18 protein-coding genes are annotated in these 14,538 nt (G+C 48.9%); 4 read left to right on the top strand and 14 right to left on the bottom strand.

What is annotated here, in order from left to right; genetic code table 11:
* Nucleotides 1-151 precede the first annotated feature (151 nt).
* Entirely contained in the window at nucleotides 152-1,411 is a 1,260-nt protein-coding gene (locus tag ACFVVF_RS14825) for a methyl-accepting chemotaxis protein (protein ID WP_387811504.1), read from the top strand.
* A 127-nt stretch (nucleotides 1,412-1,538) separates the two neighbouring features.
* The gene (locus ACFVVF_RS14820; RefSeq protein WP_387810685.1) at nucleotides 1,539-2,402 is read left to right on the top strand and encodes a polysaccharide deacetylase family protein; all 864 of its coding nucleotides are present in this window, start codon (nucleotides 1,539-1,541) and stop codon (nucleotides 2,400-2,402) included.
* Between the two features lie 59 nt (nucleotides 2,403-2,461).
* On the opposite strand, the gene ACFVVF_RS14815 is transcribed toward ACFVVF_RS14820, so the two are convergent.
* The 7 genes from ACFVVF_RS14815 to ACFVVF_RS14785 form a co-directional block, all read right to left on the bottom strand.
* Entirely contained in the window at nucleotides 2,462-3,130 is a 669-nt protein-coding gene (locus ACFVVF_RS14815; protein WP_387810682.1) for a 3D domain-containing protein, read from the bottom strand.
* A 125-nt stretch (nucleotides 3,131-3,255) separates the two neighbouring features.
* The gene (locus ACFVVF_RS14810; protein ID WP_387810679.1) at nucleotides 3,256-4,158 is read right to left on the bottom strand and encodes a CAP domain-containing protein; all 903 of its coding nucleotides are present in this window, start codon (nucleotides 4,156-4,158) and stop codon (nucleotides 3,256-3,258) included.
* Between the two features lie 418 nt (nucleotides 4,159-4,576).
* On the bottom strand, nucleotides 4,577-5,413 hold the full coding sequence (locus tag ACFVVF_RS14805; protein ID WP_387810676.1) for a DUF4097 family beta strand repeat-containing protein: 837 nt from the start codon (nucleotides 5,411-5,413) through the stop codon (nucleotides 4,577-4,579).
* A complete protein-coding gene (locus tag ACFVVF_RS14800; RefSeq protein ID WP_387810674.1) occupies nucleotides 5,410-5,946 on the bottom strand; it encodes an HAAS signaling domain-containing protein in 537 nt (178 codons plus the stop codon). Before ACFVVF_RS14800 ends, ACFVVF_RS14805 begins: the two co-directional genes overlap by 4 nt.
* A 23-nt stretch (nucleotides 5,947-5,969) precedes the next feature.
* Nucleotides 5,970-6,290, bottom strand: coding sequence for a PadR family transcriptional regulator (locus ACFVVF_RS14795; RefSeq protein ID WP_387810671.1), 321 nt, complete (start codon nucleotides 6,288-6,290; stop codon nucleotides 5,970-5,972).
* Nucleotides 6,291-6,407: 117 nt separating this feature from the next.
* On the bottom strand, nucleotides 6,408-7,427 hold the full coding sequence (locus ACFVVF_RS14790) for a Gfo/Idh/MocA family protein (protein WP_387810669.1): 1,020 nt from the start codon (nucleotides 7,425-7,427) through the stop codon (nucleotides 6,408-6,410).
* 27 nt (nucleotides 7,428-7,454) lie between these two features.
* Nucleotides 7,455-8,219 (bottom strand): sugar phosphate isomerase/epimerase family protein, encoded by a 765-nt coding sequence (locus ACFVVF_RS14785; protein ID WP_387810666.1) that lies wholly within the window; start codon nucleotides 8,217-8,219, stop codon nucleotides 7,455-7,457.
* 646 nt (nucleotides 8,220-8,865) lie between these two features.
* Here ACFVVF_RS14785 and ACFVVF_RS14780 point away from each other — a divergent pair.
* Complete coding sequence (locus ACFVVF_RS14780; protein WP_042165606.1) at nucleotides 8,866-9,093, top strand: hypothetical protein; 228 nt, start codon at nucleotides 8,866-8,868, stop codon at nucleotides 9,091-9,093.
* Between the two features lie 90 nt (nucleotides 9,094-9,183).
* Here the strand turns inward: ACFVVF_RS14780 and ACFVVF_RS14775 are convergent, their stop codons facing one another.
* From ACFVVF_RS14775 to ACFVVF_RS14750, 6 genes are all read right to left on the bottom strand, one after another.
* Nucleotides 9,184-9,807, bottom strand: coding sequence for a hypothetical protein (locus ACFVVF_RS14775; RefSeq protein ID WP_387810663.1), 624 nt, complete (start codon nucleotides 9,805-9,807; stop codon nucleotides 9,184-9,186).
* Nucleotides 9,808-9,921: 114 nt separating this feature from the next.
* Nucleotides 9,922-11,166: an MFS transporter gene (locus ACFVVF_RS14770; RefSeq protein ID WP_387810660.1), complete on the bottom strand. Its 1,245-nt coding sequence runs from the start codon at nucleotides 11,164-11,166 to the stop codon at nucleotides 9,922-9,924.
* A 109-nt stretch (nucleotides 11,167-11,275) separates the two neighbouring features.
* Nucleotides 11,276-11,602: a hypothetical protein gene (locus ACFVVF_RS14765; protein ID WP_387810658.1), complete on the bottom strand. Its 327-nt coding sequence runs from the start codon at nucleotides 11,600-11,602 to the stop codon at nucleotides 11,276-11,278.
* 95 nt (nucleotides 11,603-11,697) lie between these two features.
* Nucleotides 11,698-12,270, bottom strand: coding sequence for a TetR/AcrR family transcriptional regulator (locus ACFVVF_RS14760; RefSeq protein ID WP_387810655.1), 573 nt, complete (start codon nucleotides 12,268-12,270; stop codon nucleotides 11,698-11,700).
* A gap of 36 nt (nucleotides 12,271-12,306) precedes the next feature.
* Nucleotides 12,307-13,020 (bottom strand): MBL fold metallo-hydrolase, encoded by a 714-nt coding sequence (locus tag ACFVVF_RS14755; RefSeq protein ID WP_387810652.1) that lies wholly within the window; start codon nucleotides 13,018-13,020, stop codon nucleotides 12,307-12,309.
* 80 nt (nucleotides 13,021-13,100) lie between these two features.
* Nucleotides 13,101-13,313 (bottom strand): helix-turn-helix domain-containing protein, encoded by a 213-nt coding sequence (locus ACFVVF_RS14750; protein ID WP_387810649.1) that lies wholly within the window; start codon nucleotides 13,311-13,313, stop codon nucleotides 13,101-13,103.
* 132 nt (nucleotides 13,314-13,445) lie between these two features.
* Between ACFVVF_RS14750 and ACFVVF_RS14745 the strand changes: the two genes are divergently transcribed.
* Nucleotides 13,446-13,592 carry a hypothetical protein gene (locus ACFVVF_RS14745; protein ID WP_188888474.1) on the top strand — a complete coding sequence of 49 codons (147 nt, stop codon included), beginning with the start codon at nucleotides 13,446-13,448 and terminating at the stop codon, nucleotides 13,590-13,592.
* Nucleotides 13,593-13,709: 117 nt separating this feature from the next.
* Here ACFVVF_RS14745 and ACFVVF_RS14740 read toward each other — a convergent pair whose 3' ends face one another.
* Nucleotides 13,710-14,537 (bottom strand): helix-turn-helix transcriptional regulator, encoded by an 828-nt coding sequence (locus ACFVVF_RS14740; RefSeq protein ID WP_387810646.1) that lies wholly within the window; start codon nucleotides 14,535-14,537, stop codon nucleotides 13,710-13,712.
* Nucleotide 14,538: the final 1 nt, after the last annotated feature.

The raw sequence follows: 14,538 nt of genomic DNA, 5'->3' as shown, positions 1-14,538 counted from the left end.
ATAATTCGATAAAATACGTTATCGTCTTACAGCATTTCTCGTCAGAATTCATCATTATTATTGATAATTTGACGGCATTCATTTTTATAGACCAATCGACATGCCGGTGCTATAATATGGATATTAAATTTAAAGGAGCGCTTACATAATGATCCAATGGTACTATTCGTTATCGGTACGTAATAAGCTATTGATTTCGACTTACTTTACTTTGGCGCTGTTCACCATTGCTATGGTCCTAGTGCTTTCGTTTACCGGCGGATCTGTAGTAGCGGGAATAATCGTTGCGGTCATATTGGCTGCAGCTGCTTATCCGCTTGTCGCCTTCATTGAGCGCTCCTTAAGCGGCGCTTACGAGGAAATGTCCACCGCCGCATTCCGTATTTCCAAAGGCGACTTTACACAAAAGATTGATACGTCCAATGCCGCATTAGGCGAACTCGGCCATGCCTTCAACAGCATGATCGACAAGCTGCGCGACATCTTAACTGAAACGTCCAGCATTACCAAGCATGTCTCGGAGACAAGCAGAAGCATCTTCGAGCGCAACACACATATTAAAGAAGCGATGGAACAGGTGGCTGCCTCTTCCAATGAGCTTGCTACCGGAGCTAATGAAATTTCCGAAGATGTCTCCGATATGAGCGACTCGATTGTAGAGATTGAGAAGATGGTTGCAGGCTACGCGCAATCCACAAAGGAAATGAACGAGCGGTCCGAGCTGACGCTTCAGCTAGTCGATAAAGGCCGCGAGGCTCTGGAAGTTCAATCCGAAGGGATGCGCCGCAACGTTGAAGCTACAGCCAATGTATCGGAGACGATTACTGAGCTCGCGCGCAAGGCGCAAGGCATCTCCGCCATTACGAAGACGATCTCGGATATTGCCGAGCAGACGAACCTTCTTTCCTTGAATGCTTCCATTGAAGCGGCCCGTGCAGGCGAGCACGGCCGGGGGTTTGCGATCGTCGCACAAGAAGTCCGCAAGCTTGCCGAGGAATCGACATCTTCCACCAAGCAAGTATTCAACTTAGTTAAGAGCATAGACCAAGGCATTAAACATACGATCGAGAATATGAAAATCAATGAAGAAGTCGTACAGCTGCAAACCGAACGCATTCGTGAATCGGAGCAAGTATTTGTAGAAATTGTACAAAGCGTACAGTTTATTACGAAACAGATTGCTGCTTTTGCAAGTGAAAGCGATGCGATGCTGGACAGTGCAAGAAAAATTTCCGACGCGATTCAAAATATTTCTTCCATTACGCAGCAGTCCGCTGCTGGAACGGAGCAAGTATCTGCATCCATGAACGAGCAAATTTCCTCCGTACAGGATGTTGTCGTTGAGACGGAGCGCATGCTGCAAATGGCAACCCAGCTGCAGCGTACAATTCAAGTATTCAAGATGAAATAAAGCTTCCACATAAGAAAGGCCATCGTCTTCCCAAGACGATGGCCTTTCTTGTTGCTTTTATGCATGAAAGAATGACACGGTGGAACAATAGCCGGACAGCAACTATAAAGGGAGGTACATACATACGATGGCGTTGGACCTTGTCTCCAACTTGCAAAAATACTCGCGAGCAGTCCTATTGACAGCGGCAATCCTCATTCCTATTCAATTATGGAGTCCCGGAAGCGCAGCAGCAGCCTCCGTCTTCGAACATACAAAGATCGAAGCAGCACATGGAGAAACAACAAAAAAGAAAGAAAAAGCGAAGGCGCGCAAGCCGGATATGTCATGGAGCAAGCTGCAAAAGCAATTTCCCGGCACCTTTGTAATCCATGGCCCGCGAAATAAGAAAAGGGTAGCGTTGACCTTTGATGATGCGCCCGATTCAAGGTTTACACCAGCTGTATTGGATGTATTGGCCAAATACGATGTTTGCGCAACATTCTTCGTAGTTGGCTCTAGAGCGGCGCAAAAACCGGACCTTGTACGGCGGATGAGCCGTGAGTGCCATGCCGTCGGCAATCATTCTTACAACCACGCGGTTATGTCCAAGCTGTCTAAAGAAGCCTTTCGTAAACAAATAAGCCGGACCGATGCCATCGTAAACGGCATTATTGGTTATCATCCGCGCTACATACGGCCTCCCTATGGCGAAATCCTTCCTGCTCAGGTGGCTTGGGCCAAGAAGAACCAATTCGTAGTCGTGAACTGGGATGTCGATTCTGTAGACTGGCGCAACAACCCTTCAACGGAAACGGTACTGCGCAACATCAGAAGAACACTCCAGCCGGGATCGATTATCTTACAGCATGCCGGAGGCGGCTCCAGCCAAGATTTGTCGGGAACGGTTAATGCGCTTCCGAGGCTAATCTCTTCACTCAGGCAAAAAGGTTATGAATTCGTCACCCTGCCCGAGCTGCTTGGCAAACCCGCCTACAAAAATCAAAAATAAGAAAAAGACGCGGTAGTCCTTGTCCAGCAAGAACTACCGCGCCTTTTCTATTCGATCAACTATTTTAAAATATAGACACTTACATCTTGTATGCCAAATGTGCTGGCTTGTGTCGTGCTGCCAGGAACAAAGATGTCGATACGGTTCCCTTTAATCGCTCCGCCCATATCGGAAGCAGTTGCAATCATGCCCCCGCTTGGCAAGCCGTCATGGCTGTACCCGGTAACGTATACTTTCGTTCCAAGCGGAATCAGGTTCGGATCCACGGCAATTGTCCCGACCTTCAACGGATTGCCGAAGTAATCGACTGCTCCCCATTTGCCGTTCTCTGACGCCGCAGCACTATAAGCTGTCGCTTTTACTTGCAGCTTGTCGCTAAAGGCATGTACAGTGCCATTGCTTGCCGTAACCGATTGCGCTTGAACCGTCTTCTGACTCGCTGACGCATCAGATTTGGCGCTTGGCTTGCTTTCCTTCTTCTCTGTCGGGGCTGAAATAACCACTTTAGAACCGATAGTCAGATTTTGCGGATCAAGCTTCTCATTAGCTTTCACCAATTGTTCGAAGTTGACTTTATATTGCTGGGACAGCTTCCAGAACGTATCGCCCTCTTTAATCGTATGCGAAGCCGGAGCTGCATCTGTGGCTGCAAAAGCTGGGGCTGCGGTGAGCATAAGGGATAAGCCTAGAACTGCTGCTGTAATGGCGGATTTTTTCAAGTCAAACATCCTCCTTGCGTCCAGCCTCAATAATAGCCAGACTTAGATTTAAGTACGGGGTATTCCCAAAACCGTTATATGTCGTATAAAAGAAAAGGCGCCATGCATTCAGCATGACGCCATGCTCAATTTAATTAGCCAGTGAACTCTTGTACCCATTGGTTGTTAACATAGCCAACACCGATTTTTTTGAAGTTAACGTTCAAAATATTCGCTTTGTGACCCGGGCTGTTCATCCATGCTGTCATTACTTCTTGCGGCGTTCTTTGACCGGCAGCAATGTTCTCACCAGCATAGGAATAAGTTACGCCAAATTGTTTCATCATATCAAATGGAGATCCATAAGTCGGCGACGTATGGCTAAAGTAGTGGTTAACATCCATGTCTCTTGCTTTTTCCGTTGCAACTTTAGTCAGCAAGCTGTCTACGGCCAGCGGGGACAATCCCGCTTTAGCACGTTCCTGGTTAACCAGATCCACGACTTGCTGTTGGAACTGGGACATCGATGCCGAGCCGTTATTGCCTGTTCCAGGTTGTGTTGTCGAACCCGAACCGCTGTTGCCTGTTCCAGGTTTCGTTGTCGAACCCGAACCGCTGTTGCCCGTTCCAGGTTTCGTTGTCGAACCCGAACCGCTGTTGCCTGTTCCAGGTTTCGTTGTCGAACCCGAACCGCTGTTGCCCGTTCCAGGCTTCGTTGTCGAACCCGAACCGCTATTGCCTGTTCCAGGTTTCGTTGTCGAACCCGAACCGTTATTGCCTGTTTCCGGCTTCGTCGTCGTGCCTGTACCGCTGTTGCCGCCGTTCACATCGCCGATATTAATAGGAAGCTTAATTGTAATGCCGCCGAACGAAATTTTGTTCAAATCAATACCGTATTGCTGAGCAATTTGATTAATAAGATCTTGGTTAAGCGTCAATACATTGGAGTTTGTCTTCACAGCTGGTGCTGCACCTGCAGTTGGAGCCGTTACCCCTACGCTGATCAAAGCTGCTGCTGCTAAGCTCGCGACACCTACTCGTAATGTTTGCATCTTCATGTAAATCATCCTCCTCAAGGTTGTATGTTTTTTTGCAATGGATTTGCAAATTGTGGATTGCTGTGCTTCCTGACGCAACCTATCGTAACATGGCCTCAAGGGGGTTTCACGGCTCAAAAACTGGTAAAAAGCGCGTTTTCATAGGCTTAATAGGCAGTTCAGCACCTTTATGAGAATGCGCTCATTTTTATCATTCAAGCTTATTATTGCGTCTAGCTTGAACGAAACGCATCCCATCCTGCTATACGCAGCGTATATCACAGAAGCAAGATTAGAATCCGTTCAGAATGCGTTTTCATGCGATTCAACCTCATAAGTTCAGCATTTTTCCGTATGTATCTGGCATCTATCACAAAAAAGCGATTCCCGATCATCCATGATGACCATAGGAACCGCTTATTTCTTGCTGGCACGTTATTTATTGAATCCGCAAATTGCCGGTACGCGTTTCAACATCGATTACGATATTGCCGCTGCCAGAGCCGACAATCCCGTCCATCGCATCCTCGTTGTCATTTACTGTGTTGAAATGGTTCCATTTCACCTTACTATTCCCGGAGCCTGTGCGGAATTGGACTTTAGCCGATTCCGGCTCATTCTCACTTGCAATGACGACATTGCCTGTGCGGACCTTCACTGTAATAGGATGCAAAATTTGCTCCGAATTAATACGCACATTGCCGCTATTCGTATTTCCTTTGATTTCGCCTTTACCCTCTTCTAATACAATATTGCCGCTCGCCATAGCAAACTCAAGCTGATTTACCGTATAGTCCTCTACCTTAACATTGCCGGAATTGCTCGACAAATCGAGCTTATCCGCTTGAATATCCGCTAAACGAATATTGCCGCTGGCAGATTTCACTTCGAACTGCTTCCATGCCTTCTCCGGCAGCTCGACGACAAGCTTAATGTTCTCGAAGTTAAACCCGATCATAAAGCCGTCCTTATACTTGCCTGTAATGTGCAGCGTATCGCCCGACTGTTCAACATCCATATCGAAGCGGTCAGCATAATTCGCACTGGCCCGGCCCTCCAGACGGGCAACAACCTCTTTTCCGGTGCCTCGAATGACGTTGACGTTGATCGATTTTGTCTCGATTGCGATATTTTGGGCTGAGCTGGCATCGATCGTCTCACTCTTTGAATACGGCTCTGTGCCAAAGTTCCATATCTCGTCGCGATCAAACGTCAGAAGAACGCCGATAATGCCTATTCCTAAAATGATTAAAGCGCTGGCGACCCATTTCCTCATTTGCCTGCCCCCCTAATAACACGCGTATTGAATTGCAAATATTTTAACGTAGCCGTGAAAAACATTCTCGTCAGCTTGAGCACTCCAATGGCCATCAGCATCGATAACGACAGGCAGATGAGGCCTAGTGATACCGCCTGCCCGATGGAGAACGTTCCGTTCCAGAGGCTGTCGATAACGGCAGCTACACCTGCCAGAGCAAGTGCCGCTGTGGTTCCCCATAACGAGAACAATACGCCTGCTATTCCGATATAAGGCCCTAGCACGAATATTAAATTAAAAAGTCCCATTCCTGCCGTTGCAAATACCGCTCTAGACAAATTGCCGACGTTGTTTTTGGACTCAGCCTGTGCCACCCGGTAGCTGAGCAGCAGCTCATTGGCAATCAGCCGAGGATCTCCTAGCTCAGCCGCTGCCTCCTGTTCCGTTTGTCCGTTCTCGTAAGCCTGTTGAAAATGAATGTAATAGTCATACAGCCATTCCTTGCGCAGCGGCTCTGGCACTTTCTGCAGCAGACTCTCCAATTCCTTCATATAACTGTCTCTTGTTATGCTGCTCACAGTCTCATTCCTTCCTCAATAATTTCATTTACAGCACTGGTGAAAGCGGACCATTCCTTGATGAGTAAGCGCATATGATGCCAGCCCTGCTCCGTCAACCGATAATATTTGCGCGGAGGTCCTTCTGTCGACTCCTTCAAATACGTGGAGAAATATCCTTCCTGCGTCAGCCGGTTGAGCAGCGGGTATACGCTGCCTACGGCTACTTCGAATTTCTCCGAAATTTTCACCGCAAGCTCGTAGCCGTACCGGTCCTCGCTTGAGGCAAGAACGAGTACGCATACCTCAAGCACGCCTTTCTTGAATTGCACGTTCATCCGTATCGCCCCTCTATGCTCTACTGATTACTATTATACAATATATAATACTAAATTAAAAATAATACCTGCGATGGAATTTTCACTCCGTCGCAGGTATGAGAGACAATAACCTATTTACTTCACTTCGACAAATTTGCCCGAAGCTTGCGATTCAAATGCGCTCAAAATGACAGCCAGCGATTTGCGGCCTTCTTCGCCAGTTACTTCAGGCGTAGTGTCGTTAACGATCGCATCGACGAAAGCATCGATTACGCCGCTCGCAAGCTGCTTCTCGTTCGTGGAGATCGCGCCTACTTTATGCTTCTCAACCGTTCCGTTGCGCAGCTCGACGATAACTTGATCTTCCGGATCTGTACCGATCTTCATTACGCCCTTCTCGCACCACAGAACTGTGCTGTTGTCTTCGCCTTTGTAGTACGTCCAGCTGGCAACCAAAGTGCCGATGGAGCCGCCTTTCATACGAACGAGTACGGATGCGTTGTCATCCACATCGCCCGGTTTGTCCAACGTTGCGATGAATGCAGCAACTTCAGACGCTTCGTCATCAAGCAACCAGCGGATCAAGTCGGATTTGTGTACGCCAAGGTCACCCATTGCGCCCATGATCGCTTCATTTTTACGGAAGAACCAGCTGCCTGCACCGTCGATGCTCCAGCCGTCCGGACCCGGGTGGCCGAAGGAAGTTCTGAACGTCAGCACTTTGCCCAGCACGCCGGATTTCAAAATTTGCTTTGCTTTTACGTGAGCAGGGATAAAGCGCTGGTTATGTCCGACCATCAGCTTCACGCCGTTGCTTGCTGCCGCTTCAATCATAGCTGCTGCTTCTTCGTCCGTCGATGCCATCGGTTTTTCAACCAGTACATGCGCGCCAGCTTTTGCAGCTGCGATCGAAATTTCAGCGTGAGTTGCATTTGGCGTACATACGCTTACTGCATCCGGCTTAATTTCAGCCAGCATCGTTTCATAATCAGCGAATGCTTTGCCGCCATGCTGCTCAGCATAACCTTGAGCCCGTTCAATTACAGGATCAACGAACGCTACAAGCTCAACATTTTCATTGGAAACATACTCTGGAATGTGACGGTGCTTCGAAATCGAACCGCAGCCAATAACCGCTACTCTTACTTTACTCATAATTTTCCCCTGCCCCTTTAATTAAAATTATTTGCTCAAATAGTTGTCTTTCAGCCACTGCATGCTTTCGGCTACAGCTTCAAGCGGCGGATTCGCGCAGTTGTCCTGCTCCACGATAATCCACTCTACGCCGGATACCGACGCTTTATCGATAATTGGCAAGAGCGGAAGCTCGCCGCGGCCAAGCTCAACCGTATCGATGCCCGCTGCTGCTTTGCGATAGTCCTTCAAGTGAAGAAGCGGCAGTTTTCCTGCATATTTTGCGATATATTCGAGAGGGTCCTGACCTGCATACTGAACCCAGCCGATGTCCATTTCAACCTTCAGCAAATCGGAACCAATGCGCTCATACAGCGCGTCAAACACGAATTGGCCGTCAATCGACACTTCGAATTCAAATTCATGGTTATGATACAGCAATTGAATGCCGGCATCACGGAAACGCTTACCATACTCCTCGAATTTAACGAAATGAGTTGCCCAAGCCTCCGCGCTCCGTTGGTCTTCCGTCAGCCAAGGAATGCTCGCATACTTAGCGCCGATCGTTTTCAGATAAGCGATTTCTTCATCGATCCGCTCCTCGAGCAGTTGAAGACCGACATGGCTGCCAATTGCAGTTAGTTCAAGCTCTTGCAACAGGTCGCGCATTTTTTCTGCCTCGATATCACCGTAGCCTGCAAACTCAACACCTTGATAGCCCAATGCCGCTACTTTGCGCAGCGTTCCTTCGAAATCTTCGCTTGTCGCATCGCGCAGCGTATACAATTGCAGACCGATTGGAAATTTACCCATGCGTATATACACTCCTTACTTCGATTGAAAATCTGTTTGTTTTTGCTTTCGTCTTTCATTATAAAACTCTATTCCTGCAAAAAATAGGTGATTTATTACTCTTTTTATATGCGATTTTGTCATTTGCCAATTTTAAAGAGAATATTTGAAGCCGGGCGGCTCCAAATGTCCGCAAATAACGGGCAAGGGGCTGGGGAAACAGCCTTCATTAGTATACAAAGCAGCGCAATCGTTATACATTTCCAGCTCATACAGAGCCGCTAAATATTTTATTTGCCGGCTGTTTCAAGATGGTCATCAACGGGTATTTCATCTTCATAGCCGCCGCAATTCAGCATCCTATAGCGGCTTTCTTCCTAATAAAAGAGAGACAATACGTCCAAATCTGCATAAAAATAGGGCTGAGACTGGCCCAGACATCATTTTGTAACCAAAATCTAATTTATTTTTAAGAAATGATTAATCTTTATCGTGTACAATACAATCAGATAAACTGCAATTTGAATAATCACAATCACATAAAAGTTTGTCATAGGCTGCGAAACTTTTTTGCTATTAGGTCCGTATAGAAGTAAAACCGTTTCTAAAGCCATCTTGCGCCAGACGGCGTAAAACATAATCCCAATTATAGAGTGGAGGAACAATGATGAAAACGATGCTTATGTTCAACAACAAAACGATTCCTGTCTACCTGACCGATACGAACAAAAAAGCGATAGACAAGCTGGCGGACGTGCTTACCCGCAAACTTGTAACAGGGAAAAACGCGCTGAAGAACTGTATTCTCTCGCTGATCAGCGTCGAGATTAACGGCAGTGAGGCTACGCTTCATTCCTTGTACGAAAAAGACACTTTGACGATCTCGTTGTATTAATCCATGGACCCTTATAAGGAGAGAAAGGCCTAGACCTGCAAGAAGCGGTAACTGAACCGCTGCTATGCAAATCTAGGCCTTTTACTGCTGCTACTGCGCGGTCTGCTCAGCCGCTCCGTCACCTTGCTGTCCTTGCGGGCGGCCGCCTCCCATCATGCCTCCGCCGCCAAAACCGCCGAAGCCTCCGATCCGAATCGTCTCAGCCTCCTGCGTTCCTTCCTTCAGCGTTACCGTAATGACATCGTCCGCCTTCAAATCCGATAACGACTGCTCCGTCTCCTGCCGCTCATTGTTCTCGAAAGTCGTGGATACGATCTTTGTCTCATCCGTAACCGTTACAGTTGTCGTCTCGTCAGTAAACATATCCTCGTAATTCATACCGCCCTCGGGAGGAGCCTGCCCTTCTGGACGCTGCGGCCTTTCTCCCTGATTGCCTCTGCCTCCTCCAGCACCGTTCCCGTCAGGGCCGCCTTCGCCGCCATTTCGATTGCCTGGCTGGAATGAGGAGACAAACATCGTAATCGTCTGCCCGTCAATCGATTTAATCTTGCCTAACGTCCCGCCCATCATCATCCCTCCGGGACGCTGCTGGTCCGGCAGCTCGCCGACATTAGCGGTTACAGGCTCGTCCGTCTGCGCATTTGCCCCGCAGCCGCTCAAAGCCATTGCAATTACCGCCGCGCCAAGCGCCATCTTCCATTTATTCATTTGCATTTCACTACCGCCTTCCTCATTATTGAACGACATCGTTCTGTCGTACCGAGTGGTATCGCGGAGTGATTGTACCAAAGCAATATGAATGACATATGAACGGATAAATGTGCTTAGCTATAGCGATGATTCCTTAACGGCAATAGCGGCCGAGGCCTTATTCCAGTTGCCAATAATAAAGATCATGGTGCCAATCCAACCGCAAGCTGATGCAGCTCCGAGAAGCACCGGTAGCTCCAGACTATCGTACAAGCCTGCGCCGAGCAGCGGTCCGATAGAGCCGCGAATGCCGAACAGCATCAGATGAATGCCGAATACTGTCGCCTCTCTTCCCGGCGCCAGCCGAAAAATAAAGGAGAGGATGCCGATATCCCAAATCGCCTCGCCGATTCCTTGTATGCCGTTGCCGAGCAGTACAGCCGGATATGTGCCCCAGAAGCCGTAAAGCATCGGGACGATGGCGTATGCAGCAATACCGCATAGCAGCACGTATTTCATATTAAAACGATCGATAGCCCAGCCCGCGATTAAGTATGTCAGCAGCAGCGCCGTAAAATAGGAGACGCGGGCAAAGCCGATCTGCGAATTGCTAAGCGACAGCACCTCGACCTGAATGATCTGATAAAGCGGATTGGACAGCATATTGCCGAAGCCTGCCAGCATCGTTGCGCCAAGCATAACGGCAAGCAGCCGGTTGCCTTTCACAAGCGTCCATTGCTCCTTGAATGAAAATCGCTTTGGCGGGCCAACAGGCTTAGCCGCTGCCTTCTTCGGCATCTTCACCGTATTGAACAGCAGAATGGAAGCGAAGCCGGCAGCAGCCGCGCAAATTAACGGGAAACGCGGGCCGGCAGCGTCCGCCCAGCTTCCAACCAGATAAGCCAGCGGAATCATCAGCATGCCCATAGCGACACGAACATAGCCCATCAGCCGTCCTCTTACCTCAGCAGGATACATGCTGGACACAAGTGATGCGTAAGCGGGGGCTTGTATGCCCATCAGCAATTGAATGGTTACAGCTGTCGCTACGTATACGGAAGGAAAAGCGAAAAAGGCCGGCAGCAAAAGCAGCAGCCTGCCGATCGCATTCGGTATCATCACGAAGGGTTTGGGGTTGCCGGTTCTCTCGATCCAGCTTGCCCAGAAAGGAGAAAATAGCAATCCGATGGCTGGAGCCGCTGACAGCACCCCGACTTGGAGCGAGCTTGCCCCCTGTTGAAGGGCAAAAGCACTGAAAAACTGATTGAAAACGACATTGAAAAGGCTGAAAATAATTGAGGCTCCAAAATCGATTTTGGAGTTGTGCCAGACACGCGGCGTCATGTTCATGCCGAATCTGTGAATGCTGCCCTTGGTCTCCATCCTGCTAATCCTTCCGTTCGTCAGATGATGTATTTGACTCCATTAGAACAGAGAAAAGCAGGACTTGCAACAACGATTTTATTCGGTTAGGAAGGAGCCTGGTCAGCTCTTACATCAGGAATAAAATAAGGCCAAAGCAGAGCACGGATATGGCCGTGTAGCTCCATGCGGCAGTGCGGCTGCAATCTTTGCGCGTCCAAATCCGGTATAAGTACCATATGGTAAACAGGGTAGATACGATAGTGATGCCGAGAATTAAACCGTCCATGAACGGATCCTGCAAGCTTTGTCCCCCGTTCTGGTGTTTATGTATGCTGCTCGTAAGCGTCGCTCCGCTTGTTGCGATAAGCGGCAGCAGCATATGAATGCCATGCACGATAATCGGGAAAAGCAGCCCTCCAAGCGAAAGCAATGAATTTCGCGGCAAATTGTTCACGGCAAAACGCCTCCCTTTTCCAGTCGTTATAACGCCATTCTGCTTCTTATACTTACTGCAGAGGACTGACGTTATATGACGGAAAAGAGAGGCATTTATTTGGTCGGATGGTGAATGCCGCGCAAATAAACGCTAAGCACCCGGTTAATACTGTCATCGAGCTGGATCGGCATACCGAAGCCGCCGGCTCTTTCTAACGAAGCGAAGCCGTGCAAAATGCTGCGCAAGCCGCGGACGAGATGAATCGCTTCCTCCCGCTCCAAATCATAAGCCCGAAGCAGGTCGATCATTTGCTGAACCAGCTCACTGCTTAAAGCTTTCCACTCGGGATCATCGGTATGGATTTGCGAGGCAAGCGTCGCTTCATATAATCCGGGATGCTCCCTTGCAAATTCAATATATGCTTTGGCGCAAGCGAATACGGCATCATCGCCCGACCGGCCAAATGCCGAACGCAGCATCTTCTCGTTCAAGCTTTTCAAACCGTGCAGCGTCAGCTTGAATCGCAAGCCGCTCAAACTTTCCACATGATTGTACAGCGACGGCGAGCGGATGCCCAGCTTCTGCGACAGCAGCGCCATCGTTACTTCCTGCAGCCCCCGTTCGTCGGCTATTTCTGCCGCTGCCTGCAATATTGTCTGCAAATCCAGTCCTTGTCGTGGCGACATCTATATTCCCTCTATTCATTAGATATTTCATCTTCATTATTTCAGTATTCGCTCGGCCTCCGCAATCGCCTTTACCAAAGCAGCGCTAGGCTGCTGAAGCAAATTGCCATGCCCGACTGCTAAAACCGCAGGCTTGTAAGCCAGCAGCTTGCGAGCGCTCTCCAATGAAGCCCGTTTATTCCAGGTTGCCAAGGCGGGGAACGGAAACCATGGTCTAAGCTGTCCGCTTACAGCGAGTCCTCCCCGAAGCTGAAACGCATCTCCTGCTATTAGCGTGTGGCTGCGCGTATCCAGAAAAGACATCGAGCCTGGTGTATGACCCGGAGTTGCTATCGCCAGCAGCGACCCGATCCGGTCTCCTTCCAGCAGCTGCACATCGGGCACGGTCTTAATGGCTCCCGGCTTTGGCACACCGCCTCTGACCGGAAGCTGCTCTTCACCCGGTTCAAGCGAAGCATCTCCCGCCAATAGGCGGGCGTCTCTTGCCGAAATATAGACCTTCGCATCTGGAAGACGGGCCTTGAGCGGGTCCAAAGCGCCGATATGATCACTGTGCGCATGGGTTAACACGATTCGGACAATCGGCTTGCCAATGGCTTCAGCAGCTTTCATAATCGCCTCCGTATTGTTGGGGAGTGCAGCATCCACTAGTGTAAGACCATCCTCTTCTTCAATGAGGTAGCAATTTACAGGAAATATATGCGGCAAGTAGGTGAGCTGATAAACCTGATTGGACTTTGTCATTCGCATGATAGCTAACCACCTTCTCTTATAAACTAATATCGTTAGTTTTATAATAACTAATGACATTAGTTTTTGCAACTGATTTTTTAAAGTGGTTTTAACTCATACAGATCACGTTCACGGCAGCCTAAGGTGTCAGCAATGGCAATCGCCGTTTTTAGAGGCATTATTCTTTTGTTATCTATGTAATCAACAAGCCTCTCCGGCTTATACTGCAGCAATTGTGCCAGTTGCTCTGCCGTCATGCCGGCTTCCGACAATCGGAGAGCCAGCAAGCAAGGGCCAAGTTCATATTTCATTCAGTATCACTTCCTGTTTCCGTTCAGATGGCGGTCCATACTTATTTTACCCCCGATATTAACTGTCCATAAAGGCCATTCTATAATTGTCCCGGCTCGTCCGGGCAATCGCTTCATAAGGAGGAAACGTCCATGTCTCATAACAAAAAACGTTCTTTCCAAGGCAAGATGCATGCGTTCCGCGTCAACTCGGCCGAAGCCGAAAATAATGTCGCCGCTTCAGCCGCTGTCAACCGGAACCAGAAGGGCCATACCCCGAACAACCCGTCCACGGGCTAGACGGACTGAGATCCCTGCATTTATGCAAACTGAAGCAATCGCTTGACCAAGGCAGCACGAATAGGACCCTCTCCTTTACAGGAAAAAGGGTCCTGTCGTCTGACTAGGGCAGCCGGCTTATTCAAAAGTCCGTGCTTCGCCGCCGCGTCTGAACTGCTCTGGCGTGATCCCGGCGAACTGCTTGAACAACCGGCTGAAATGGGCCAGATGTTTAAAGCCCAATCGGAAAGCCACTTCTGTAACCGACAGCTCCGGCTCCATCAGAAACAGGATCTTGGCCTCGTTAATCCGCCGCCGGTAAATATAATGGAAAATCGTAACCCCCGTTACTTCCTTGAACAGCTTCGAGAGATAGGATTTGCTCATATGCAGCTGCTCCTCAAGCTGCTCCATATGGAGATCATCCTTGTAGCTTTGCTCCAAAAGCGAAATAATTCGTTGTACTGAAGCTTCCTTATCGGAAGAGTACTCCTGACGATCCTTCAGAGGCTGCGCGCATAAATCGAAAATAAAATAGAGCAAATCGACGAAAGCAAGCCGAAGCCTGTTCTCGCCGATTGCATCCTGACGAAGCTGATAGCTGCGCATCAGCTCCAATATTCGTTCAACCTCCGCCTTATCTTCGCCGCGAAGGCGAAGGCGGTAATTTCTCAACTGCTCGAAGGGCTCCAGCAGATTGACCCCATGCGGCAATTCCGCATAGGGCCTTACAATTCCGGGATCGAAATGAATGATCGACCTGACGTAGGGAAAGGACGGATCGATTTTGGCACAATGCAGCGTCATGCCATACATAATGATCAAATCTCCAGGAGCCATATGATAAATGTTGTCGCCAATCAAATAGTTGCATTGGCCTTCATGAAAGTAATACACCTCGTAGTTGGTGTGGGAATGAAAGACCGGTTCAATCGGCCCTTCCGAGCGATATCCGTAATCCATCATA

Origin of the sequence: Paenibacillus sp. NPDC058174, assembly GCF_042883865.1 — a bacterium.
Classification (GTDB): Bacteria; Bacillota; Bacilli; order Paenibacillales; family Paenibacillaceae; genus Pristimantibacillus.
This window is presented reverse-complemented; position numbering and strand designations above follow the sequence as displayed.